The following is a 22,350-nucleotide window of genomic DNA, read 5'->3' on the forward strand; positions in this document are numbered from 1 at the left end:
AAAGAATACTAACTTTGCAGCCTATAAATTGATTATGAGACTGCACCGAAATTTGGTATTTGCAACCATCGATTCCCTTCATATTATTTTTAATGAAAAAAAACAGGCCGATAAGGTGTTGAAAAACACTCTAAAGCGTGATAAGCGATGGGGTTCTCGCGACAGAAGTTTTATTGCTGAAACAACCTACGATATCGTTCGATGGAAGCGATTGTATGCCGAAATTGCTGAAGTAAAAGAGCCTTTCGATAGGGAAAATCTTTTTAGAATGTTTGTAGTTTGGGCTACCCTCCGTGGCATTAAACTTCCGGACTGGCCTCAGTTTGAAGGAACTCCAACCCGAAAAATTAAAGGGCGTTTTGATGAACTTTCGAAAGTGAGAAAACTAAGAGAATCTATTCCAGATTGGTTAGATGATTTAGGATTGAAAGAGTTAGGTAAAGACCGTTGGGAAAAGGAATTAAAACACCTTAATAGCCAAGCAGATGTGGTTTTAAGAGTAAATACCTTAAAAACAAATGTACAACAGCTTCAAAATGCCTTAAGGGATCAAGAGATTGATACGGAACCTATTTCAGGTTTAGAGAATGCATTGGTTTTAAAAGAACGCGCCAACGTTTTCACTACAGAGCAATTTAAGGAAGGTTGGTTTGAAGTGCAAGATGCTTCATCGCAACAAGTAGCACATTTATTAGATCCTAAATCTGGGATGCGTGTTGTTGATGCGTGTGCAGGAGCTGGTGGAAAAAGTTTACACATTGCCAGCCTTATGGAGAATAAAGGTCAAATAATTGCAATGGACCTTTATGAAAACAAACTAAATGAGCTAAAAAGAAGAGCCCGACGAAATGGAATTCACAATCTTGAAACGCGTGTCATTGATTCTTCAAAAGCCATTAAAAAATTAATTGGTAAAGCAGATAAGGTTCTTATTGATGCTCCTTGTACAGGTTTGGGAGTTTTAAAAAGAAATCCGGATACCAAATGGAAATTACAACCAGAATTTCTTGAAGAAATAAAGAAAACCCAGCAAGAAATTCTTCAATCCTATTCAAAAATGGTAAAAGAAGAAGGAGAGTTGGTGTATGCCACCTGCTCAATTCTACCATCCGAGAACAATCTTCAAGTAAAAGAGTTTTTAACTTCCGAAAATGGAAAATCATTTATTTTAGTCAAAGAAGAAACCATCTTCCCTAGTGAATCTGGATATGATGGTTTTTATATGGCACTTCTCAAAAAGAAATAACTAATACTACTTTAATGAAATTTATTTTTTTACCCCTGCTTACCTTTTTATTAATTTCTAACACTTTCGCCCAACAGTCCTATTATAATGACGTAAATCTCAATTTAAAAGGACAGGATTTATATTTTGAGCTACAAGACAAAATAGATCAGGCTAGTAGTAGCTTTACATATGGCGATGTGCGAGATGCCGTTTTAATAAGTGATGAAGATACTTCAAACGGAAACAATGTGTTATTAGTCTACGGATATAATGACACCGACGGAAATTGTACTACCGATAGAAGTAGAGATAAAGGTGATTTTGGAGGTTCTACCTGCCAATGGAATAGAGAGCACGTTTTTGCGCGGTCAAATGCAAGTCCACCCATGGGAAATGTAGATAATAATACAACTGGAATAGGTGCCGATCCACATAACATTCGCCCAAGTGACCAACAAATGAATAACAACAAAGCAAATAAAAAATTTGCTTCAGGAAGTGGAAATGCTGGTAATGTGGGAAGTGGCAATTGGTATCCGGGAGATGAATGGAGAGGTGATGTGGCTAGGATGATCATGTATATGTACACACGATACGGAGACCGTTGTTTGCCTTCACTTACTGGTGTTGGGAGTTTACAAGGAAGCACAAATATGTTACAATTATTCTTACAATGGAATGCCGAGGATCCTGTGACACCTTTTGAAGACCAACGAAACGATTATTTTGAAACCTTATACGGTAATCGCAACCCTTTTATTGACAATCCTTATTTAGCCACAATTATTTGGGGAGGAGTGCCTGCGGAAGACAGATGGGATTTATTTTCAATAAATGATTTTAGTACAGCCTCTATAACCATATATCCAAATCCAGCTCAGGAAGTGCTTAATTTTGAAACTTCAACAACTATAGATACGTATAGCGTTTATGACTTCTTTGGAAAGGAAATTGAAACTAATAAAGTGCCTCAACAAAGTAAATCTATTAACCTTTCCTCCTTACAAAAAGGTATTTATTTAATAGAATTTAGAAAGAAAGAAAGTCGAGTTATCAAAAAAATTATAATTGAATAAAAAAAGCGGGCAATGCCCGCTTTTTTTATTGTTTATTCTGCGTATCTCAAATTATTTAACAATAATTCTAGCCGTTTTAAATGTGGTTGTAGCTTGACCACCGATTCTCACAATGTAGACACCACTAGATACATTTGACATATCTAGGTTTAGTCTATACGCACCATCAATTTTTGGTACGCTCTTATTAAACCCAATTTCTTGACCTAGCACATTGTAAACTGCTAAAAACACACCTTCGTCGTAGGCAGTTTCAAAAATCACTTCAAATTGGTTATTATCATTGGATACAACAACAAGATTAGAATCATTTATTGCATAATCATCAACTCCTAAGTTTGCGATATTTGCTTTATAATCCTCAGTTTCACCAAATAAAATTTCATCACAAGCATTTGCAGGAATTGGACCAACTCCACTAGCTCTAGCTCTCATTAAATGTTCTCCTAAAGGAACATTTCCAGGAACTACTAAATCCATAGTTTCTGTAAAATTACCACCATTTTGGCCTGGAGCAAACTCATAATTATCAACAACAAGTTCATTTGATGTAAAAGTTAAATCATCATTGAAATCTATCCATACACTTATAAATTGACTTCCATATTCTGCCGAAACTGTAAGAGATGTAGTGCTTCCATCATCTAAATTTGCGACTAAGTTTGTAAAATCACCATAGCCTTCACATCCTGAAGGATTGTTTATTCCACCAACTTCAAAAAGTCTAAACCCATGACCTGCGTTACAATTAGAAACCGGAAGGCATAATTGATTTTCTACCATCACAGAAGTTTCATCATTTGAAGCATCTTGATCTCCAGATAAAGATGTACTTGACGTAATAGTATAAGTTCCAACCGTTGTGAAATCTGATGTCTGTGCGAAACTAAAGTTAAGTTCTTCTTCAGAAACAATAGTTCCTGGGAACGACTCAACTATTGGAGTTCCACCATTAACATTATACTCTAAATCAAAACCTGACTGAATCGCCGCTCCGTAGTTTTTTACTCTCACTGTAATCGTTTCATCTCCAAGGCTATTTCCGCTCGTTGGAGCTACAATAGCAATTACTCCCACATCATTTGCTAATAAATGTTTTACTTCCTTAGTAAACTCATTATTTGGAACATATCCATCACCACCTAAAGTAGTTCTAGCTTCAATATTATAAGTTTGTCCAGGGTTGGATAAATCAACAGTTTGTGTAAATTGGTATGTAACAGCCTCATTAGAGTTTATTGTTCCCACATAAGTTTCAGAAGCTACCAAATTTCCATCAACTCTTAATTCTACTGGAACATTAGTTACAGAACTTAAGCTATAGTTTCTAATACTTACTTCTACGGTCTCTGCATTAGTTAAAATACCATTAGATGGGTCATTTATAGCACTAACTCCAACATCATTTGTAAAAGGACCTAAGATTCTAATAGCAGCTACCCGAGATCTCCAAAAGTTGTTTGAGGAAAAATAATCTGCCGTTGTCCAAAAAGTAAACCCATCTGGATCCATGGTCATATGAGCATAATCTCCATATCTATATGTGTTTGTTCTTACACCTGGTCCATCAAAAATTACAGTTTCCGCAACTGTCATTTGCCCTAGCGGATCACCGTTAAAGCGTCCTGTATATCTTAATGACACTGGTAACGTAGTACTTGCCGTTGTATAGGCCAACGCAATATTTCCTTCAACATCAATCGCAGATGTACTCATTAGCCTACTATGACCGTCTGCAATAGAATAAGTCCCTTCTTGATAAATACTCCAAGGGTTTTGTGTATCGTTTCGTAATTCAATCCATCTAATTCCACCCGTTTCATTGGCATCTATATAAGTATTAAATGTGATTAGCCAAGAATTGTGTGTAGGGAAAGATCTAAAATTAGCTCCGAAAGATATAATTCCTCCATGTCCAGCAAGTCGTTGACTTGTTCCTGGTTGGCGAATAGCACCATTACCGTTTCCAAAAACTTCACCTGCATCAAAAGGATCGGTTGGAATTTCTAAAGGAGCAGAAATAGTCGAATTGGCTGTGTTATCCCAATCTGGAATAACCTCCCAAACTTTTAAATGGTCAAAAGCAATAGCGGGTGTCCAATCATCATCTTGTAAGTAAGTAAAATAACCAGGTGTATTAGGATTTATTTCAGTTCCTAAAAGATTAGCTGGTTCAGCACTTTTAACAGTATTAGGATTGTTTACAATATCTGGAAAATTAAATATAATAATTTGTGGCGAAGTTCCACCATTTAACATTTCTTCTCTCTCCATAACAAATCCCTGTGTTATAGATCCAGCCAAGTTAACAGTACCATAATATCCATCATGCCAAACACCATATTTTGGGTAATCTGGTAGACCGGAAAAAGCATATTGCCAAACATTATAGGCTCCTGCAGGATCATTGGTTTCTGAAACACCTATAGCCAACCCTAAGTTAGAACCTAAATTTCCAAACTCACTTACAACCCAACGATCTGCTAATTGATCATAAAGTACTATTGGGTCTCCATTGTTTGAACCAATCCCTAAAAATGTTGAAAGGTTTACAGGTCCAACTTGTAAATTTCCAGATTTATCAAAAATCTTAACTAAGGAATTTACAGAATGAACATAATGATTTGGACCAGCAGCTCCAGTAGGATCGGGTGGTAAAAATCCAGATTCATTTTGAGATGCACCAATAAAATTTTGAAGTATAGGTAAACTTCTTATTCCTCCAGGTTCGGTTTGGAGGTTTGGTATTACACTAGGTGCCTTTTTCACCTTATTAGGAGTAGTGGATACACGTTGATCAACTACCATGGTAGGAACTTCAGAATCCATGTTCCGCTTATATTTTGGAAATTCGTCCATACGACCTGTTTTTCCAATATAAGTTCCTGTGATAATTTCACTTGGTGGGTATTTTTCCTGAGAATAGGAACCGAAGCCCACAAATAATAGCATTAATAATAGTAAAAGATGTTTTTTCATTGGTTTTATTTTTTGAATGCACAATATATTGATTATTCGTAAAAAAAATAGTAGTTTATACCAACTATTTAAACGAAATATGAAAATAGATTCTCTTTTTGAATAGAACTAGGGAAATAATTTGAACAAAAGTAGATTTTTAAACAGGTATTTGTTAAAAAACTCGAATATTTAATTCCTAAAAATGGTAATTAATTAAGTATCTTTGTGCATTCAAAATCTGGTATTCATGATTCACTTTTTTGGAGACGTAAAAAACATTGTTTTTGCTGTCCAAACCTCAGGAACATTTTCCAAAGAAACTATAGAAAAACTTGTGTGGTTGTTTGGCAACCAACCTAAAATAGAACAGTCCGCAATAGCGGATTTTTTTATTGGTCCAAGAGCTGCTATGATTACTCCTTGGAGTACCAATGCAGTGGAGATTACACAAAATATGGGGATTGATGGAATTCTTCGAATTGAAGAATTTAAAAATGTATCTGAAAGTTCCAATGATTATGACCCCATGCTTTCCCAAAAATATTCTGAATTAAATCAAGATATTTACACCATCAATATTCAGCCAGAATCCATTCAGGAAATTGAAGATATTGCAGCCTATAACGAAGCTGAAGGATTAGCATTAAATATTGAAGAGATTGAATATCTTTCAACTCTTTCGAAAAAATTAAATAGAAAATTAACAGATAGTGAAGTCTTTGGTTTTAGTCAGGTAAATAGCGAACACTGTCGCCATAAAATCTTCAACGGAACCTTTATCATCGATGGTGAAGAAATGCCTTCTTCTCTATTCAAATTGATAAAAAAGACTTCGTCAGAAAATCCTAACGGAATTGTTTCTGCATATAAAGACAACGTCGCATTTATAAAAGGACCAAAGGCTACTCAATTTTCTCCTAAAACAGCAGACGAACCCGATTTTTACGAAAAGAAAGATTTCCAAAGTGTTATTTCACTAAAAGCCGAAACCCACAACTTCCCAACCACAGTAGAACCTTTTAATGGTGCTGCTACGGGAAGTGGTGGCGAAATTAGAGATCGCTTGGCAGGTGGAAAAGGCTCCTTGCCTCTGGCAGGAACGGCGGTATATATGACCTCCTATTCGCGATTGGAAGAAAATCGTCCATGGGAAAAAGCAATGAAAGAAAGAGACTGGTTATACCAGACACCGCTCGATATTCTAATTAAAGCCAGTAATGGTGCCTCCGATTTTGGAAATAAATTTGGGCAACCTCTTATAGCAGGTTCCGTCTTAACTTTTGAGCACGAAGAAGAGGCCCGTAAACTAGGGTTTGATAAAGTCATTATGCTCGCTGGAGGAATAGGGTATGGAAAGGAAAACCAAGCTATAAAAGACACTCCAAAAAAGGGAGACAAAGTAGTGATTCTGGGAGGTGAAAACTACCGAATTGGTATGGGGGGTGCCGCCGTCTCCAGTGCAGACACAGGTGAATTTTCTAGTGGAATAGAATTAAACGCTGTACAACGTTCCAACCCAGAAATGCAAAAGCGAGCTGCAAACGCTATTCGAGGGATGGTGGAAAGTGATGAAAACCCCATTGTTTCTATTCACGATCACGGTGCCGGTGGACACTTAAATTGTTTAAGTGAATTGGTAGAAGAAACAGGAGGAAAAATTGATCTCGATAAACTTCCCGTCGGTGACCCTACCCTTTCGGCAAAAGAAATTATTGGAAACGAATCACAGGAGCGAATGGGATTGGTTATTTCTGAAAAACATATCGAAACCTTACAACGTATCGCAGAGCGAGAGCGTTCTCCTATGTATACCGTGGGGGATGTAACTGGAGATCACAAATTTGTTTTTGAAAGTAAAACCACTGGAGCAAAACCTATGGATTTTGCTTTGGAAGATATGTTTGGAAGCTCTCCAAAAACCATCATGAATGATGTTTCAATAGCGCGAAATTATACCCCTGCGCAATATGAAACTTCTAAAATAAAAGACTATTTAGCACAAGTGTTACAATTAGAAGCTGTGGCATGTAAAGATTGGTTGACCAATAAAGTAGATCGTTGTGTGGGTGGACTTGTGGCAAAACAGCAATGTACTGGGCCTTTGCAATTGCCTTTAAACAATTGTGGTGTCATGGCGCTGGACTATCAAGGCAAAGAAGGGATTGCCACTTCTATTGGGCATTCCCCTATAGGTGCATTGGTAGATCCCGTAGCTGGTTCCAGAAATTCAATTACCGAAGCCTTAACAAACATTGTTTGGGCACCTTTAGAAAATGGTTTACAAAGTGTGTCTCTATCGGCAAACTGGATGTGGCCGTGTAACAATGAAGGTGAAGATGCTCGACTTTACAAAGCGGTAAAAGGAGTTAGCGATTTTGCTATAGATTTAGGGATCAATGTTCCTACCGGAAAAGATTCCCTTTCGATGAAGCAGAAATATAAAAATGAAGAGGTAATTGCACCGGGAACGGTGATTATTTCGGCAGCGGGACATTGCAATAACATCAATAAAGTGGTGGAGCCAGTGCTTCAAAAAAAGGGTGGAAGCATCTATTACATCAATATTTCTGAAGATAATTTTAAATTAGGAGGGTCTTCCTTTTCTCAAATTTTAAATACGATTGGAAATGAAGTACCCACAGTAAAAAATGCTGCATATGTTAAAACTGTTTTTAACACACTTCAACAATTAATTAAAGTAGGAAAAATTGTTGCAGGACACGATGTGGCTTCAGGTGGATTAATCACCACATTATTAGAAATGTGTTTTGCCGATGTGAATTTAGGAGCAGAAATCGATCTAACTTCTTTAGCTGAAAAGGATTCTGTAAAGCTTTTATTTTCTGAAAATTGCGGGGTTGTCTTTCAAGCTTCAAATGATAATAATTTAGAAGCGTTACTATCAGAAAAAAATATTGCTTTCCATAAAATTGGAAGGGTGACTGAAGCTGATTCGCTTCAACTTAAAAATGGTAATGACACCTTCCGTTTTACGATTTCTGAAACTAGAGATACTTGGTACAAAACATCATACCTATTAGATCGAAAACAAACGGCAAACTATCTTGCTGAAGCACGATATGAAAATTATAAGCAACAACCTTTAACCTATCAATTCCCAAGTCATTTTAACGGAAAACTACCTGCTTCAGCTACTTGGAACAAGAATGAACGAAGGTTAAAAGCTGCGATTATAAGAGAAAAAGGAAGCAATAGTGAGCGCGAAATGGCGCACGCCATGTACCTAGCTGGTTTTGATGTAAAAGATGTACACATGACCGACTTAATTAGTGGTCGAGAAACATTGGAAGACATTCAGTTTATTGGTGCTGTGGGAGGATTTTCTAATAGCGATGTTTTAGGCTCTGCAAAAGGCTGGGCTGGGGCATTCTTATACAATGAAAAGGCAAATACGGCGCTAAAAAAATTCTTTGAGCGAGAAGACACGTTGAGTGTGGGAATTTGTAATGGATGTCAATTGTTTTTAGAACTAGACCTCATTAACCCAGAACATGAGAACCTGTCCAAAATGCACCATAATGATTCTCATAAACACGAGAGTAGCTTTACAAGCGTGAACGTTCAAAAAAACAATAGTGTCATGCTTTCCTCTTTAGAAGGAGCCACTTTAGGTGTTTGGATTAGTCATGGGGAAGGAAAATTTAACCTTCCTATGGAAGAAAAAGATTATAATATTGTAGCCAAGTACGGATATGAAGGCTATCCTTCAAATCCAAATGGAAGCGATTACAACACCGCCATGTTGTGTGATAAAACCGGAAGACATTTGGTTACCATGCCACATATTGAGCGATCCATGTTTCAATGGAATTGGGCAAATTACCCGAACGGTAGAAAAGATGAGGTTTCACCATGGCTGGAAGCCTTTGTAAATGCTCGAACATGGTTGGAAAAAAAATAATATCCGTCTAAAAGATATAAATAATCGATAAAATGTTGTTTATTTAATTAACATAGAATATCTTAGCCGTATTAATCTTGTTTAATAGCCCCCAAATCTTTTAAACAATTCAAAAACCTACGTATGAAAAAATTATTATTAATTCTAATAGTGTTTAGTGGATTAAACTCATTTTCGCAAAACAAGAGCGAGAATAGCCCTGTTGCTATCACAGAGACCTTAACTACACATTTTTCTGTGTTTCCTAACCCCGTTGAAGATCGTTTAAGTATTAAAACAAATCTTAATGATTATTCTATTGAAATCATAAATTCTTTAGGTCAAACAGTAAGATTTCAAAAAAATAACAATGGGTTTCAAACTCTTGATTATAGTAATATCGTGAGTGGTTTGTATATTTTGAAATTATCTTCTGGTGATATATCACAAAGTTTTAAAATAGTTCGATTATAAAATACAACTACATATCTTATTTAAAATGAAGCCTTTCTAAAGGCTTCATTTTTTTTCAAAAGAAAACTGAATAATTTTTCCTAATTTGCAAGACAGAAAATTAGGCTATGAGCGACATTAAACGATTATTTGACTTTCCCTATCACCAGCTCAACATATATAATTTAGACAAAGCACTTGTAACTAAATATAATGGTGAATGGGTTGCAACTTCTACCCAAGAATATATTAATAAAGCCAATGCTATAAGTAGAGGGTTATTGCAATTAGGGGTTAAGAAAAATGATAAAGTCGCCATTATTTCGATGACCAATCGCACCGAATGGAACATTTGTGACATCGGTATTTTACAATTAGGAGCACAGGATGTACCTATTTACCCAACCATTTCTGAAGAAGACTACCAATACGTACTTAATCACAGTGAAAGTGTTGTTTGCTTTGTTTCGTGCAAAGAAGTATTGGAAAAAATAAACAAAATAAAAGATAACGTTCCTACTTTAAGAGCGATCTATTCTTTTGATGAAATTGAAGGTTGTCCAAATTGGACGGAAGTTCTTAAGTTAGGTGAAGACGAAAGTAATCAAGAAGAAGTTGAAAAGTTAAAAGATTCAGTAAATGAAAATGATTTAGCTACCTTAATTTACACTTCGGGAACTACAGGGCGTCCAAAAGGGGTGATGCTTACACATAAAAACATTGCTAGCAATGCCATATATAGTGCCGACAGATTACCTATAGATTTGGGGCATTCTAAAGCCTTAAGCTTCCTTCCTGTTTGCCATATTTACGAGCGCATGTTATTATATATGTATCAGTATTGTGGTGTACAAATTCATTTTGCTGAATCTTTAGAAACGATTAGTGATAATTTAAAAGAAATACAGCCAGAAGTGATGTCTGCTGTACCGCGTCTTCTTGAAAAGGTATATGATAAAATCTATGCAAAAGGAACCGATTTAACAGGAATTAAAAAGAATCTTTTCTTTTGGGCAGTAGATTTAGGACTTGAATATGAACCTTATGGTCAAAACGGATGGTGGTACGAGTTTAAATTAAAGATAGCACGCAAAATTATTTTTAGTAAATGGCAAGAAGCCTTGGGTGGGAACTTAAAAGCAATAGCCTCTGGGAGCGCCGCTTTACAGCCTCGTTTGGCAAGGGTTTTTAATGCGGCTGGTGTCCCAGTTATGGAGGGTTACGGCCTCACCGAAACATCTCCTGTGGTATCGGTAAACGATATGAGAAATGGTGGATTTAAAATTGGGACTGTAGGAAAGCCCATCGCCGAAACAGAAGTAAAAATAGCCGAAGATGGGGAAATTCTTATTAAAGGACCTCAAGTAATGATGGGCTATTACAAGGACCCAGATCAAACCGCCGAAGTTTTAAAAGACGGCTATTTTCATACAGGTGATATTGGTGAAGTAGATGACGAAGGGTTTTTAAAAATCACCGACCGCAAAAAAGAAATGTTTAAAACCAGTGGTGGAAAATACATTGCTCCGCAATTGCTTGAAAATGCGTTAAAGCAATCTCGATTTATTGAGCAAGTTATGGTCATTGGAGAAGGTGAAAAAATGCCTGCCGCTTTAATACAACCCAATTGGGAATTTATCGCCGACTGGAATAAAAGAAAGAATTTAAATCTACCTAATAATCCTTCAGAACTAGTTTCAAACCAAAAATTAATAGACCGTATTCAAGAAGAAGTGGATTATTATAACGAACGATTTGGAAAATGGGAAAAAATTAAAAAGTTTGAACTCACGCCAGATATTTGGAGTATCGAATCGGGTCACCTTACTCCTACTATGAAAATGAAACGTAAGGTGGTTAAGGAAAAGTACTTAGACCTCTATAATAAGATTTACGAACACCAAGTATAACAAGTTTATCTTACCCCCACTTCAATAAAATCTCTACTTCAATAAAAATTAACATCGATTTACTATGCGTGCATAGTATTTTTAATTATCTTTGGTATCTCAATTTTTTAAATGAAAGAAAAAACCATAGATTATATTCTAAGGGCCACTTGGATGGCGGTCTCAAAAATGTATAACGAAGAGGCCAGTAAAATGGATAGCACCATGGCCACAGGGTTTGCTTTAATAAGCATCGATCCAGATGAGGATACCCCTTCAACCTCTTTAGGACCCAAAATGGGCATGGAAGCTACAAGCTTATCGCGCACTTTAAAAAATATGGAGGAACGAGGGCTTATTGAAAGAAAGCCCAATCCTGCAGATGGACGTAGTGTCCTTATTCACCTCACCCCGTTCGGAAAAGAAATGAGAGAATTTTCAAAAGGTGTGGTGCTTCGCTTTGATGAAGCCGTTAAACAAAACGTCTCTGAGGACGACCTAAAAACATTTAAAAAAGTTGCCAATACCATCATGGAAATGGTGCAAACAAAAAATAATTTTACGACCGATAAAATATCATAAGCATGTCAAAAAGAAGAATTAATAAAGTGGCCGTCATTGGTTCCGGAATTATGGGAAGTGGGATTGCTTGTCACTTCGCCAATATAGGTGTGGAAGTACTCCTACTCGATATCGTGCCCAGAGAACTAACTGATGCCGAAAAAGCGAAAGGACTTACTCTAGAAGATAAAGTAGTGCGAAATAGAATTGTTAATGGCGATCTTCAAAAAGCCATTAAATCGAATCCTGCCCCGCTTTACCATAAAAGTTTTGCCAATAGAATCAATACTGGAAACTTAGAAGATGATATTGCCAAGGTAAAAGATGTTGATTGGATTATTGAAGTGGTCGTTGAGCGATTGGATATTAAAAAGCAAGTTTTTGAAAATCTTGAAAAGCATAGAACTCCCGGAACTATTATTACTACGAATACTTCCGGAATTCCTATCAAGTTTATGAGTGAAGGTCGTGGTGAAGACTTTCAGAAGCATTTCTGCGGAACGCACTTCTTTAACCCTCCGCGTTATCTAAAATTATTCGAAATCATTCCGGGGCCAAAAACCGATCCTGAAATTCTTGAGTTTCTAAATGGGTACGGAGAAAAATTCCTCGGTAAAACAACTGTGGTAGCTAAAGATACCCCTGCTTTTATTGGGAACCGTATTGGAATCTTTGGAATTCAAAGTCTATTCCACTTGGTAAAAGATATGGGACTTACTGTGGAAGAAGTAGATAAACTTACAGGGCCTGTGATTGGGCGACCAAAATCGGCTACCTTCCGTACAGTAGATGTGGTTGGGTTAGACACGTTGGTTCATGTCGCGAATGGAATCTATGAAAATTGCCCGAAAGATGAAGCCCATGACCTTTTTAAACTACCCAATTTTGTTCAAACCTTAGTGGACAACAAATGGTTGGGAAGCAAAAGTGGACAAGGCTTTTATAAAAAAGTACGCAAAGACGATGGCAGTAGCGAAATCCTTACCTTGGATTTAGACACCATGGAGTATCGTTCTTCCAAAAGAGCCTCTTTTGCAACGCTGGAACTCACCAAAAGTGTGGATAAAGTCATCGATCGGTTTCCTATCCTTATCAATGGAAAGGACAAAGCAGGTGATTTTTACAGACAAAATTTTGCAGGCATGTTTGCCTATGTGACAAATCGTATTCCTGAAATATCAGACGAATTGTATAAAATCGATGATGCGATGAAAGCCGGATTCGGTTGGGAACACGGTCCCTTCGAAATTTGGGATGCTATTGGATTGGATAAAGGCTTAGAGCTTATGGAAGCTGCGGGTAAAAATCCGGCCGCTTGGATTCAAGAAATGAAAGATGCTGGTGCAACGTCATTTTACACAGTAAAAGACGGAGCTACCTATTATTATGACATTCCGCAGAAAAAACACCTAAAAGTTCCTGGTCAAGATGCCTTTATCATTTTAGATAACATCCGAAAAAGCAACGAAGTCTTTAAAAATTCGGGCGTTGTGGTAGAAGATTTAGGCGATGGAATCCTAAACTGCGAATTCCAAAGTAAAATGAACAGTATTGGCGGCGATGTGCTTGCTGGTTTAAATAAAGCCATCGATCTTGCCGAAAAAGATTTCGACGGATTGGTAGTTGGAAACCAAGGAGCAAATTTCTCAGTGGGTGCTAACATTGGAATGATTTTTATGATGGCCGTAGAGCAGGAATATGATGAGTTAAACGCTGCGATTAAATTCTTCCAAGATACGGTGATGCGATTGCGCTACTCTTCCATTCCAACGGTGGTTGCTCCACACGGAATGACCTTAGGAGGTGGTTGCGAAATGACGCTTCACGCAGATCGCGTAGTAGCGGCAGCCGAAAGCTATATCGGTTTGGTGGAATTTGGTGTAGGTGTTATCCCAGGTGGTGGAGGAAGCAAGGAAATGGCGTTACGAGCATCCGACAGTTTTATGAAAGATGATGTAGAGCTAAACCGTCTTCAGGAATATTTCTTAACCATTGGAATGGCAAAAGTATCTACTTCAGCCTATGAAGCCTATGATTTGGACATTCTGAAGAAAGGAAAAGATATCGTGGTCGTAAACAAAGACCGACAAATCGCTACGGCAAAGGCTGTGGCACGACAAATGGCAGATCAAGGCTATACGAAGCCTGTGAAGCGAAAAGATGTAAAAGTCCTCGGAAAACAGGCTCTTGGAATGTTCTTAGTAGGAACAGATTCTATGGAAGCTAGTAAATACATTAGCGAACACGATCAAAAGATAGCCAACAAACTTGCCTATGTGATGGCGGGAGGAGATTTAAGTGAACCTACCCTTGTCACCGAGCAATATTTATTGGATTTAGAACGAGAAGCTTTCTTAAGTCTTTGCGGAGAACGCAAGACCTTAGAGAGATTACAGCATATGATTCAAAAAGGGAAACCGTTAAGAAACTAAAGTTATTTGACATAAGACTAAAAGACTTAGGACATAAGAAAATGGCATCTAGACATAATTTTAGAAAATTGGGAATTTGGAAGTTGGGAATTTCATTATCTAAAGATATTTATACCATTACAGCCACATTTCCAAAATCTGAAACCTATGGTCTAACAAATCAATTACAAAGAGCTGTTGTTTCAATTCCTTCTAATATTTCAGAAGGAACTGCACGGGGAACAGACAAACATTTTATTCAATTTTTGGAAGCAGCATTAGGTTCAGCTTACGAAATTGAAAGTTAGTTAATAATAGCTTTAGAAATAGAATATATTTCAAAAGAGCAATTTAAAGAATTAGAAAAACAAATACATAAACTACAAAGTATGATTGCCAAATTCATAGACAATTTAAAGTAGTCCTATGTCGTAAGTCATACAATCATAAGTCATACAATATGAAAACAGCATATATAGTTAAAGCATACAGAACCGCCGTAGGGAAAGCACCTAAAGGGGTATTCCGATTTAAAAGAACCGATGAAATGGCCGCAGAAACCATTCAGTATATGATGAAGGAACTGCCCAACCTAGATAAAACACGTATTGACGACGTAATCGTAGGAAATGCCATGCCAGAAGGTTCGCAAGGTTTAAATATGGCACGATTTATCTCCTTAATCGGACTAGATTCTGTGGATGTACCTGGTGTTACTGTCAACCGTTTTTGTGCCTCGGGTGTAGAAACCATTGCCATGGCGACTGCTAAAATTCAGTCGGGAATGGCCAATTGTATTATTGCAGGAGGTGCCGAAAGTATGAGCGCGGTACCGATGTCTGGATTTAAACCAGAACTCAACTACGACATTGTAAAAGCAGGACACGAAGATTATTATTGGGGAATGGGAAACACTGCGGAAGCCGTTGCCAACCAATTTAAAGTGTCTCGCGAAGACCAAGATAAATTTGCGTACGAATCGCACCAAAAAGCATTAAAAGCACAAGCCGAAAATCGTTTTCAAGACCAAATAGTTCCTTTGGAAGTGGAGCAAACCTTTATCAATGCTGCTGGGAAAAAGGAAACCAAAAAATATACGGTAACGAAGGACGAAGGACCACGTGCCGATACGTCTTTAGAAGTTCTCGCAAAACTGCGTCCTGTGTTTGCTGCCAATGGAAGCGTTACAGCAGGAAACTCTTCACAAATGAGTGACGGAGCGGCCTTTGTGATGATTATGAGCGAAGACATGGTAAAAGAATTAAATCTGGAGCCCATAGCTCGTTTGGTCAATTTTGCGGCGGCTGGAGTAGAGCCCAGAATTATGGGAATTGGACCTGTAAAGGCGATTCCGAAGGCATTAAAGCAAGCAGGATTGCAACAAAAAGACATCGAATTAATCGAGTTAAATGAAGCCTTTGCTTCGCAATCTATTGCAGTGATTCGGGAGCTAGACCTAAATCCAGATATTATAAATGTAAATGGTGGTGCGATTGCTTTAGGACATCCTCTAGGGTGTACAGGATCTAAACTTTCGGTGCAATTATTTGACGAAATGCGTAAACGAAATATGAAAAACAAATACGGAATGGTGACGATGTGTGTAGGAACAGGACAAGGAGCGGCTGCCATCTACGAATTTTTGAATTAAATAAGAAATAGACGTAAGATTTAAAGACATAAGACGTAGGATGCTATGATGTTATCGTAAGTCCTAAGTCGTGAAATCTTAAGTCAAAAAAAAAGAAACCTATGAGCACAGAAAAAACAAAAAACCTCCTCCGCGGTGGACAATTCTTAGTAAAAGAAACAGCTTGTGAAGACGTATTTACGCCCGAAGACTTCACGGAAGAGCAAAAAATGATGAAAGAAGCGGTGATGGAATTTAACGACCGTGAGATTATTCCGCATAAACCACGCTTCGAAGCAAAAGATTATGCCTTAACCGAATCTGTCTTAAAAAAAGCGGGGGACCTTGGATTTTTAGGCGTTGCCGTGCCTGAAGAATACGGCGGACTAGGAATGGGTTTTGTTTCTACCATGCTTACGTGTGATTATATTTCCAGCGGAACAGGTTCGTTTAGTACGGCCTTTGGAGCCCATACAGGAATTGGCACCATGCCTATTACCCTGTATGGAACTGAAGCACAAAAACAAAAATACGTGCCAAAATTAGCCACTGGGGAGTGGTTTGGTGCGTATTGTCTAACCGAACCTGGTGCTGGAAGTGATGCCAATAGCGGAAAAACCAAAGCGGTTCTAAGCGAAGACGGTACGCATTACAAAATTAGCGGACAAAAAATGTGGATTTCCAATGCGGGATTCTGTAAGTTGTTTATTGTATTTGCACGTATTGAAGACGATAAAAACATAACTGGGTTTATTGTTGAAAACGACCCAAGCAACGGAATTACCATGGGAGAAGAGGAACACAAACTCGGAATTCGAGCCTCCTCTACTCGTCAGGTATTCTTTAGTGATACCAAAGTACCCGTGGAGAATATGCTTTCGGAAAGAGGGAACGGTTTCAAAATTGCGATGAACGCCCTTAACGTAGGTAGAATTAAATTGGCTGCTGCGTGTCTTGATTCGCAACGCCGAATCACTACCACAGCCGTTCAGTATGCTAATGAGCGTAAGCAATTCAACACCCCTATTGCGCAGTTTGGTGCTATTAAAACCAAGATTGCTCAAATGGCGACCTCAGCCTATGCCGGGGAAAGTGCTAGTTATAGAGCCGCTAAAGATATTGAAGACCGCATTGCGCTTCGTATAGAGGCTGGAAACAGCCACCAAGAAGCCGAATTAAAAGGCGTGGAAGAATATGCTATTGAGTGTTCTATTTTAAAAGTAGCGGTTTCAGAAGACGTGCAAAATTGCTCGGATGAAGGAATCCAAATCTTTGGAGGAATGGGCTTTAGTGAAGACACCCCTATGGAAGCGGCTTGGCGTGATGCGCGTATTGCGCGAATTTACGAGGGAACCAACGAGATTAACCGAATGCTTTCGGTAGGGATGTTGGTGAAAAAAGCGATGAAAGGCCACGTGGATTTGTTAGGCCCAGCCAAAGCGGTAGCCGATGAGTTAACAGGTATCCCTTCTTTTGAAACACCCGATTTTAGCGAGCTGTTTGCCGAAGAGAAAAAGATGATTGCCAATATGAAGAAAGTATTTTTAATGGTGGCGGGTGCTGCTGTTCAAAAATACGGTCCCGATTTGGAAGATCACCAGCAATTGTTGATTGCCGCTAGTGATATCCTCATTGAAATCTATATGGCAGAAAGTACCTTATTACGTACCGAAAAGAATGCCAAGCGTTTTGGTGAAAAAGAACAAGAAGTACAAATTGCGATGGCAAAATTGTATTTGTACAACGCCGTATCTATTGTGGAGAAAAACGGAAAAGAAAGTATCATTTCCTTTGCGGAAGGCGACGAGCAACGTATGTTGTTGATGGGCTTAAAGCGATTTGTAAAATATACCAATTATCCAGACATTGTAGATTTGCGTAACCTTATTGCCGAAAAAGTAACGGCAGAAAATAAATATTGCTTTTAAGAATCTTCCCGGAAGCAAACCCAAAGTGTGTCACTTAGGTTTGTGAAAAGGAGGTTGGTTAGTTGAAAATCGCCCAACTTTTATAAGAAGGGCGATTTTGTTTATTAAAGTAAATATACTTTTAATTATTTCGAAACAATTAAGACCATACGCCTGTACCTCCTCCAGTACCTGGACATGTGCCTATTCCTCCTCCTTGATAACTTCCAAGAAACTTACTATTAGTATCAAAGAAATTTACATTGAGATAAACTGCAGCCGAATTGAACTGAAAAGAAGTTGTATTATTTAATAGCTCATTAATAGATACACCACTAGCTAGGTAAATATCACCATTTGTAGAGCCTCCACCTACAAAGCCTATTCCTCCAGCATTCCCTGTAAAAGATTTACTTCCTTGAACTAAATGGATGCGCCAATAAAAAACAGCACAAATAAAAGACCCTTGCGCAGGGACTGAGTTACTTCCACTTTTAACGGTAGTTAAACATTCATTTAATTCATTGTCTGAAATCTTTCCATTGAAAAATTTCTTAGCCTCACTTGCGGCTGCTTCACGATGTTCTTTACTTAAAGCCATTTGATATAGTTTTTAATTAATAAAAAGGTTAGTTTAATGTTATAATTAATCCTTAATAAGTAACTAATTATAATACTCAAATAAACTCAACTTAAATCAATAACCCTATACGTGTATATACGTAAATAATTGATTATGAGCCTTTTTTATCAATAAATAAGAATAACAATGTCATTCCGAACAACGTGAGCCTGCCTGTCGGCAGACAGGGAATCTCATGCTGAAGCTACGCACTTTGATGCTTCGACAAGCTCAGCACAGGCAAGCTCAGTGTGACACTCTAAATGACAATGGTCTTACAAATTGGAATGTTATTCCGACCAACGTGTCGGGGCGGAGGGGTTGTTCCCCCTACCCCTTCTGTACAATCACTTCCTTTAACAAATCCCGCTCACGGGTTACGGTTTCCAGCTCTTTCTCTAAAGCAGCAATACGCTCTTTATAGGGTATGGTCACATCGGGTGCGCTGGTAGAATACGTGTCTGGCAATTGCGCCGCCAAGTCCATAAAGAAGTTATGCTTTAGGCCTACCGATAGCTCCCAAAGCAAATAACACTGTAAACTTTTTCTAAAACGATACCGCAATAACACCGATTGCGTTTTGCCTAGTATCTTTGCCAATACCGACTGGTAAATACGGTTTTCCTCTACATAGTCTCTAAACAACTTACCAATATGCGGCATAGGCGGAATCTCGATGGTGGGTTGTCTTTTCATTTTTAATGTCTTAAAGGTTAACACATTAGCTAAAATAATTACATCTTATGACTTTTAAAACTACTTCCATAACTTTTTAAACAAGACAATTAGTCCTATAAATAAGTTGAGTTGTTTTAGAACTCACAAAAACCGAGTCTTAAAACTACTCCACTTACTTTTAAAGCTACTACACTGACTACCAAAACAACTTATATGACTTTTAGAGCAAGTTTTTTAACATTTGGAATAAAAAAACCCACCGAGGGGTGGGGATTATGAATTTTTTTATAGTAGTATTTTACATTATTGCTTATCGTAATAGCTATATGCTAATTCTACTGTTTCTAAAGGAACTTCGTTTTGTTGTGATCTTAGTTCTGAAATTTCAAATTTTACAGGGTATGCGTTAAAGAAATTCCATCTCATAAGTATTTGCCCTTCACTATCATGCAAAGTAACATTTATATCTTTTGGCGTGATTCCTTGGTCAAAGGCACTGCTAAAGGCAGTTTTGCACCAATTAAGGAATTGTGAGTTTGAGTTAACAATGGCTCGCTGAAGCACTAAATTTTGATACTCGGCCGTTTTTGGTATGCGATGTATAAATCTATTTTCCCCACCATTTTCTACCTCTTCTATGCCCATTTCATGACTCAATCCGGAAACTTCCTTAAAAGCAATTTCCTCACCATCAACATTTAGTGAAAAATAAAATCCGACAGGTGGTTCAATTATCCAATTCATATTATAAAGCTTCGTTTAACACTGTTAAACGAAGTTCGTCTATTTTCACTTTAAAACCAACCGGGTTTCACCCCTATTTATTCTTAGTTTTCAACAAACTAACTCCTTTTTATACAAATAACTCACCGCCTGTATCACTCACCCATCAAGCTACTTTGCTTGGTAACACTAAGGTGTAGCATACCAAAAACCACAAAGCGCGCTTGGATAGTCTCCCCCACCTCCAAGCTATTTTACAACGCTTTATGGCTGGCATAAAATGAGATTGTGTATCACAAATTGCGAATAAATAGTACAAAATACCATACGTATTTATACGTAATTAGCTCGTTTTAAAGGCATAGCCTATTTCATTAACATAGGTTTCGGCAGGGAGTACTACAGAAGAAGGAAAATGGGTTTGGTTGGGGGCATCTGGGAAGTTTTGGCACTCAAAACAAATGGCAGGAAATGTTGTAAAGGTATCATGGTCTCGTAATCCCATCTGCGGGAAATCTTGCGGCGTAAACAACACCAAACTAGGCTGATTGGTCGTTACCTGCATTTCAATCCCCGAAGTTTCAGAAAACAAAGTAGCTTTTATATCGCCCTTATTTAACACAAAAGGGGTGTCGAGTCCGTAATGCCCATTAAAGTGAAGCGTTGTAGGCTTGGTATAATCAAAGGGAGTGTCTTTTACGTTTAGCAATCGTCCCGTTGGGACAAGTCGCTCGTTGGTTTCAAGTAGCTCGTCGCTGTGTATAAATAGCTTGTTGCCATGCACACTTCCTTTTCCATCCAAATTAAAATAAGAATGATTGGTAAGGTTAAGCACCGTAGGAGCATCGGTAGTAGCGGTATAGGTAATTTGTAATCTATTTTCAACTAATTGATACTTGGCAAAAACCTTTACAGTTCCCGGAAAGCCATTAGCTCCAGCTTCGCTTTCCAAAGAGAACAGCACATAGGGTTGATCCGTTTCCACTACTTCCTCGACCTTCCAGAGTTGCGTATCAAAACCCTTGTTGCCACCGTGAAGTGTAATTTCATCTTTAAGAGGATACAAAGTGTTGTTCAAGGTAAAACCTCCCTTGCTAATTCGCCCTGCATAGCGCCCAATGGTAGCACCTAGACAGTAATTATATTGTTGGTAATGGAAAGACGTATAGGCTTCGGCTTTAGGAAGTCCTACCACCACATCAATTAATTTTCCTTTCGCATTTGGGACTTGCAATCGCATGAGTGTGGCACCATAATTGGTTACTTTCATCTGGATTCCTGAAGGCCCAGTAAGTTGTATTTCTATACTTTCTGAATTAATTTTTATGGTATCTTTAGGGTTCTGAAGTTCTAATATAAAACTATAAAATTAATTAATGCATAAGTTATTTAGGTTCCCACAATTATTTCTCTTTTTCCTTTTCTCTTTAACCACCACACTTTTTTTTGCTCAAGGAGAAACCGATGTCTACCTCGTTGACATTCAGGAAACAGACCAAGGGTTCTCGTTTGAGAACTTCAGAAATATTTCAAACAATGAGGGGTATGACAATCAGCCGTATTTTAAAGACGACACCACCCTACTCTATGCACGAACGCATGGAGGACAAACCGATATTAGTGTTTTAAATCTTTCTGAACATACCGAAAAGTACTTCAACACCAAAACCGAAGGCGGCGAATACTCGCCACAGCCTGTCCCTAATAGTAACGATATTACAGCAGTTCGCCTTGACCCTGATGGGAAACAGCGCTTGTATCGCTATACTGAAGCGGGTACATCGGAAGAATTTATTCCAGATTTGGTCGTTGCCTATTACACACTTTACAATGAACATACCGTGGTAAGCTCCATCATTGAAGGAGACGATTTGCACTTGGTGGTCTATGACCTTACAGAAGGGAAAAGCTACAAATTACTGAAAGGAAGTGGGCGTTCTATCCACTCCATTCCCGATACAAAAGCTACGAGTTATACCGCTAAAAACGAGGAAGGCAACTTTGATGTGTATCAGCTAGACATGGAAACCTTAGAAAGTTTTTTCGTGTGCCAGTTACCCATTGGCATTGAGGATTATGTCTGGATAACCGATTATAAAATCATCATTGGAAGTGGTGCACAACTTTTTTTATATGACCTATTCGGAAATGGAGATTGGAATAAAATCGCCGATTTTTCTGAAAAAGGAATTACGAATATTACGCGTTTGTCCATAAGCCCTAATGGTACTAAATTAGCTTTCGTAGCTGAAACAAAAAAATAAATTTATGAAGGTATTTATATCCCCTTTTGAAGGGGAAACAAGGGGA

At 38.0% G+C, this 22,350-nt stretch carries 16 protein-coding genes; 11 read left to right on the forward strand and 5 right to left on the reverse strand.

The genetic code is table 11. The features are described 5' to 3' along the window. Nucleotides 1-34 precede the first annotated feature (34 nt). Complete coding sequence (locus KXJ69_RS08495) at nucleotides 35-1,246, forward strand: RsmB/NOP family class I SAM-dependent RNA methyltransferase (RefSeq protein ID WP_219052618.1); 1,212 nt, start codon at nucleotides 35-37, stop codon at nucleotides 1,244-1,246. Nucleotides 1,247-1,260: 14 nt separating this feature from the next. After that, complete coding sequence (locus KXJ69_RS08500) at nucleotides 1,261-2,304, forward strand: endonuclease (RefSeq protein WP_219052620.1); 1,044 nt, start codon at nucleotides 1,261-1,263, stop codon at nucleotides 2,302-2,304. Nucleotides 2,305-2,355: 51 nt separating this feature from the next. Here KXJ69_RS08500 and KXJ69_RS08505 read toward each other — a convergent pair whose 3' ends face one another. Further along, the gene (locus KXJ69_RS08505) at nucleotides 2,356-5,283 is read right to left on the reverse strand and encodes a GEVED domain-containing protein (RefSeq protein WP_219052622.1); all 2,928 of its coding nucleotides are present in this window, start codon (nucleotides 5,281-5,283) and stop codon (nucleotides 2,356-2,358) included. A 229-nt stretch (nucleotides 5,284-5,512) separates the two neighbouring features. Between KXJ69_RS08505 and purL the strand changes: the two genes are divergently transcribed. From purL to KXJ69_RS08545, 8 genes are all read left to right on the forward strand, one after another. Then, a complete protein-coding gene (gene purL / locus KXJ69_RS08510; RefSeq protein ID WP_219052624.1) occupies nucleotides 5,513-9,187 on the forward strand; it encodes a phosphoribosylformylglycinamidine synthase in 3,675 nt (1,224 codons plus the stop codon). Between the two features lie 123 nt (nucleotides 9,188-9,310). Further along, nucleotides 9,311-9,640: a T9SS type A sorting domain-containing protein gene (locus tag KXJ69_RS08515; protein ID WP_219052626.1), complete on the forward strand. Its 330-nt coding sequence runs from the start codon at nucleotides 9,311-9,313 to the stop codon at nucleotides 9,638-9,640. A gap of 107 nt (nucleotides 9,641-9,747) precedes the next feature. Continuing rightward, the gene (locus KXJ69_RS08520) at nucleotides 9,748-11,529 is read left to right on the forward strand and encodes an AMP-dependent synthetase/ligase (RefSeq protein ID WP_219052627.1); all 1,782 of its coding nucleotides are present in this window, start codon (nucleotides 9,748-9,750) and stop codon (nucleotides 11,527-11,529) included. A gap of 111 nt (nucleotides 11,530-11,640) precedes the next feature. Further along, nucleotides 11,641-12,090, forward strand: coding sequence for a MarR family winged helix-turn-helix transcriptional regulator (locus tag KXJ69_RS08525; RefSeq protein ID WP_219052629.1), 450 nt, complete (start codon nucleotides 11,641-11,643; stop codon nucleotides 12,088-12,090). Nucleotides 12,091-12,092: 2 nt separating this feature from the next. Further along, a complete protein-coding gene (locus KXJ69_RS08530; protein ID WP_219052631.1) occupies nucleotides 12,093-14,501 on the forward strand; it encodes a 3-hydroxyacyl-CoA dehydrogenase/enoyl-CoA hydratase family protein in 2,409 nt (802 codons plus the stop codon). Nucleotides 14,502-14,542: 41 nt separating this feature from the next. Further along, nucleotides 14,543-14,788, forward strand: coding sequence for a four helix bundle protein (locus tag KXJ69_RS08535; protein WP_255571291.1), 246 nt, complete (start codon nucleotides 14,543-14,545; stop codon nucleotides 14,786-14,788). A 152-nt stretch (nucleotides 14,789-14,940) separates the two neighbouring features. Beyond that, a complete protein-coding gene (locus KXJ69_RS08540; RefSeq protein ID WP_219052633.1) occupies nucleotides 14,941-16,131 on the forward strand; it encodes an acetyl-CoA C-acyltransferase in 1,191 nt (396 codons plus the stop codon). A gap of 101 nt (nucleotides 16,132-16,232) precedes the next feature. Then, on the forward strand, nucleotides 16,233-18,038 hold the full coding sequence (locus tag KXJ69_RS08545; RefSeq protein ID WP_219052635.1) for an acyl-CoA dehydrogenase FadE: 1,806 nt from the start codon (nucleotides 16,233-16,235) through the stop codon (nucleotides 18,036-18,038). Nucleotides 18,039-18,177: 139 nt separating this feature from the next. On the opposite strand, the gene KXJ69_RS08550 is transcribed toward KXJ69_RS08545, so the two are convergent. The 4 genes from KXJ69_RS08550 to KXJ69_RS08565 form a co-directional block, all read right to left on the reverse strand. Then, a complete protein-coding gene (locus tag KXJ69_RS08550; RefSeq protein WP_219052637.1) occupies nucleotides 18,178-18,618 on the reverse strand; it encodes a VapA/VapB family virulence-associated protein in 441 nt (146 codons plus the stop codon). Nucleotides 18,619-18,969: 351 nt separating this feature from the next. Then, a complete protein-coding gene (locus KXJ69_RS08555) occupies nucleotides 18,970-19,335 on the reverse strand; it encodes a hypothetical protein (RefSeq protein WP_219052639.1) in 366 nt (121 codons plus the stop codon). A gap of 285 nt (nucleotides 19,336-19,620) precedes the next feature. Further along, a complete protein-coding gene (locus KXJ69_RS08560; RefSeq protein ID WP_219052640.1) occupies nucleotides 19,621-20,061 on the reverse strand; it encodes a phage tail protein in 441 nt (146 codons plus the stop codon). 322 nt (nucleotides 20,062-20,383) lie between these two features. Further along, nucleotides 20,384-21,397, reverse strand: a complete 1,014-nt coding sequence (locus tag KXJ69_RS08565) for an aldose epimerase family protein (protein WP_308701039.1) — start codon at nucleotides 21,395-21,397, stop codon at nucleotides 20,384-20,386. Nucleotides 21,398-21,416: 19 nt separating this feature from the next. Here KXJ69_RS08565 and KXJ69_RS08570 point away from each other — a divergent pair, with 19 nt between their 5' ends. After that, nucleotides 21,417-22,304 carry a TolB-like translocation protein gene (locus tag KXJ69_RS08570; RefSeq protein WP_219052644.1) on the forward strand — a complete coding sequence of 296 codons (888 nt, stop codon included), beginning with the start codon at nucleotides 21,417-21,419 and terminating at the stop codon, nucleotides 22,302-22,304. The last annotated feature ends 46 nt before the right edge of the window (nucleotides 22,305-22,350 follow it).

Source organism: Halomarinibacterium sedimenti, from assembly GCF_019312585.1.
Taxonomy (GTDB): domain Bacteria; phylum Bacteroidota; class Bacteroidia; order Flavobacteriales; family Flavobacteriaceae; genus Halomarinibacterium; species Halomarinibacterium sedimenti.

Bases quoted from the DNA above. Each gene is read 5' to 3' on its own strand.
- KXJ69_RS08495 (WP_219052618.1), top strand. From the start codon at position 35: ATGAGACTGCACCGAAATTTGGTATTTGCAACCATCGATTCCCTTCAT.
- KXJ69_RS08500 (WP_219052620.1), top strand. From the start codon at position 1,261: ATGAAATTTATTTTTTTACCCCTGCTTACCTTTTTATTAATTTCTAAC.
- KXJ69_RS08505 (WP_219052622.1), bottom strand. From the start codon at position 5,283: ATGAAAAAACATCTTTTACTATTATTAATGCTATTATTTGTGGGCTTC.
- purL (WP_219052624.1), top strand. From the start codon at position 5,513: ATGATTCACTTTTTTGGAGACGTAAAAAACATTGTTTTTGCTGTCCAA.
- KXJ69_RS08515 (WP_219052626.1), top strand. From the start codon at position 9,311: ATGAAAAAATTATTATTAATTCTAATAGTGTTTAGTGGATTAAACTCA.
- KXJ69_RS08520 (WP_219052627.1), top strand. From the start codon at position 9,748: ATGAGCGACATTAAACGATTATTTGACTTTCCCTATCACCAGCTCAAC.
- KXJ69_RS08525 (WP_219052629.1), top strand. From the start codon at position 11,641: ATGAAAGAAAAAACCATAGATTATATTCTAAGGGCCACTTGGATGGCG.
- KXJ69_RS08530 (WP_219052631.1), top strand. From the start codon at position 12,093: ATGTCAAAAAGAAGAATTAATAAAGTGGCCGTCATTGGTTCCGGAATT.
- KXJ69_RS08535 (WP_255571291.1), top strand. From the start codon at position 14,543: ATGGCATCTAGACATAATTTTAGAAAATTGGGAATTTGGAAGTTGGGA.
- KXJ69_RS08540 (WP_219052633.1), top strand. From the start codon at position 14,941: ATGAAAACAGCATATATAGTTAAAGCATACAGAACCGCCGTAGGGAAA.
- KXJ69_RS08545 (WP_219052635.1), top strand. From the start codon at position 16,233: ATGAGCACAGAAAAAACAAAAAACCTCCTCCGCGGTGGACAATTCTTA.
- KXJ69_RS08550 (WP_219052637.1), bottom strand. From the start codon at position 18,618: ATGGCTTTAAGTAAAGAACATCGTGAAGCAGCCGCAAGTGAGGCTAAG.
- KXJ69_RS08555 (WP_219052639.1), bottom strand. From the start codon at position 19,335: ATGAAAAGACAACCCACCATCGAGATTCCGCCTATGCCGCATATTGGT.
- KXJ69_RS08560 (WP_219052640.1), bottom strand. From the start codon at position 20,061: ATGAATTGGATAATTGAACCACCTGTCGGATTTTATTTTTCACTAAAT.
- KXJ69_RS08570 (WP_219052644.1), top strand. From the start codon at position 21,417: ATGCATAAGTTATTTAGGTTCCCACAATTATTTCTCTTTTTCCTTTTC.